General features: G+C 63.4%; 3 protein-coding genes and 1 pseudogene. 2 read left to right on the plus strand and 2 right to left on the minus strand.

The window, feature by feature from the left end:
- Together AWC14_RS11025 and AWC14_RS11030 are read right to left on the minus strand one after the other, a co-directional pair.
- Window positions 1–107, minus strand: a 107-nt coding sequence (locus AWC14_RS11025) for a class I SAM-dependent methyltransferase (protein WP_211282297.1), incomplete at its 3' end; no start/stop codon positions are given.
- A gap of 226 nt (window positions 108–333) precedes the next feature.
- Window positions 334–1,035, minus strand: coding sequence for a TetR/AcrR family transcriptional regulator (locus tag AWC14_RS11030; RefSeq protein WP_045384873.1), 702 nt, complete (start codon window positions 1,033–1,035; stop codon window positions 334–336).
- A 236-nt stretch (window positions 1,036–1,271) separates the two neighbouring features.
- On the opposite strand from AWC14_RS11030, the gene AWC14_RS11035 reads away from it, so the two are divergent.
- Window positions 1,272–1,523: a helix-turn-helix domain-containing protein gene (locus AWC14_RS11035; RefSeq protein WP_045384872.1), complete on the plus strand. Its 252-nt coding sequence runs from the start codon at window positions 1,272–1,274 to the stop codon at window positions 1,521–1,523.
- Window positions 1,524–1,639: 116 nt separating this feature from the next.
- Window positions 1,640–2,018 (plus strand): annotated as a pseudogene (locus tag AWC14_RS11040) (IS982 family transposase); the annotation flags it as partial.

A 2,018-nucleotide genomic window follows, 5' to 3' on the forward strand; every position in this document is an offset into this window, starting at 1 on the left:
GCGCAGCTGTACGTGCGACTGGGGTCTAAGAACAGGGCGAAGAACTCGTCGGACAGGTCGTAGTGGGCCTGCACGTCTTCGAAGTGCGGCTTCAATTTTTGCGCCATAGCGTGTGCCTTCCTAGCGTCATAAGCGTTAACCCGGCGTCGAGAAGTCACCCGAGCTCCCCCGATGCGCTTTTCGCATGCTAGCGGTTCCCGGGGGCGAGGTCGCAGCCCGCCGACCACGGCACGCGTCAGGCTGCGGCGGCAGCTTGACTCGGATGGATGTCGCCGCTTAGCGACGGGTCAGCTTTCGATGGCCTGCAACCCGCCGTCGCGAACTAACCGTGGCTCAGCGTGGTAGCGGCGGGACGATCGGCGGCGGGTGCGGCTGGCCGCGGAACTTCTCCAGTGATCCGCCGACCTCGACGATCCCGCACAACGCACTCCAACTGAGCATGGTCAGGTAGTCGATCAGTTCGTCGGCGGTCATCCGCGGATCCAGCAGCCACGAGTGGGTGGCCAATTGCACCCCGCCGACGATCATGTAGGCCCACGGCTCGGCGCCGCCGGTGTCCATCCCGGCTTGCTGCATGCGGCGGCGCAGCATAACCGCGATCATGCGGGCGATGATCCGCTCGGAGTCCGCCACGACCTTGCTCTTGCTGGCCGAGCTGTTGGCCATCACAAACCGGTACGGCTCCGGTTCGGCCGCCACGGTCTGAACGTACACCCGGATGATTTCCCGGGCCAGGTCGAAGCCGTCCAGGTTTGACGACAACGCCGCCGCCATGTTCGGGATCAGCGTTTGCTGCGTAAACCGCATCATGACCGCGGTCGTCAGGTCGTTCTTGTCGACAAAGTAGCGGTACAGAACCGTCTTGGAGACCCCGATCTCGCTGGCGATCTCGTCCATGCTGACGTAGCGACCTCGCCGCCGGATCGCTTCGATCGTCCCGTCGATCAGCTCGTTGCGGCGTTCCACCTTGTGCTGGTGCCAACGTCGCTTGCGGCCATCGGTCTTCACGGTGCCGGCCGGGACCTGCTGTGCCACTATCGCGGATTCCCATTCATCAGATGAAGCCGATATTACGGCCTCTCGTGGCCTCGCAGCTGGGCCGGTAACAAGTAACTACCCATTCTCACACCGTGTCGCGCCCAATCCTGGACGCGCCCAACCCTGGGATTGAGCGGTGGGATCAGCTGATCAGTCCTGTGCCGAGGGTTGCCTCACGACTTTGAACGGCGTAGCCGCGGCTTGATGTCGGTGGCCAGGGATAGGTTGCGGCCATGAAGACCGGCAGACGGTTCCGCGTCGAACTCACGGGCGCTCAGGCGGAACTGGCGCAGCAGACGGCTGACGCATGCCGTGCGGTATGGAACACCGGTTTGGAGCAGCGTCGCGAATACCGCCGCCGGGGCGTCTGGATCGACTATGAAGCGCAAGCCCACGAACTCGTTGACGCCAAAAAAGAACACTTCTGGCTCACCGAACCACCGTCACATTGCCTGCAGCAGGCACTGCGGGACCTAGATGAGTAATTCCTAACCGCGGCGGCGGGTGAGTTGCGGCGGGCTGTTGATGCGTACCGCTGTTGGTTGTCTGTGCGGCGTGGCGGCTTGTGACTGATGTGGTTGGAGGGCATCGATGGACGTTTGTGACGACGAACCTCGATGCCCTCCTGACCGAACTGTATGTGACGATCGATGATCATGTCATCGGACCGGACCGACGGCGAGTCGGTCGACCGAAGAGACTCACCGATGCCGAGCTGGTGTGCCTGGCCGTGGCGCAGGTACTGCTCGGTGCTCGCAGCGAACACCATTGGCTGCGTATGTGTTTGGGCCGGCTGCGCCATCTGTTTCCGTATTTGCCCAAGCAGCCGGGCTACCACAAACGGATCAAGGCCGCCGCTCCGTTGATCTGCAAAGCCATGCTGTATCTGGCCGCCCAGTGCCCCTCGTGGGCCGACGACCTGCGACTGGTCGACGGCACGCCGATCCCGTGCGGGGCCTCGCGGGAGACGGTGCGTCAAC

Source organism: Mycobacterium kyorinense (genome assembly GCF_002101735.1).
In the GTDB taxonomy this organism is placed as follows: domain Bacteria; phylum Actinomycetota; class Actinomycetes; order Mycobacteriales; family Mycobacteriaceae; genus Mycobacterium; species Mycobacterium kyorinense.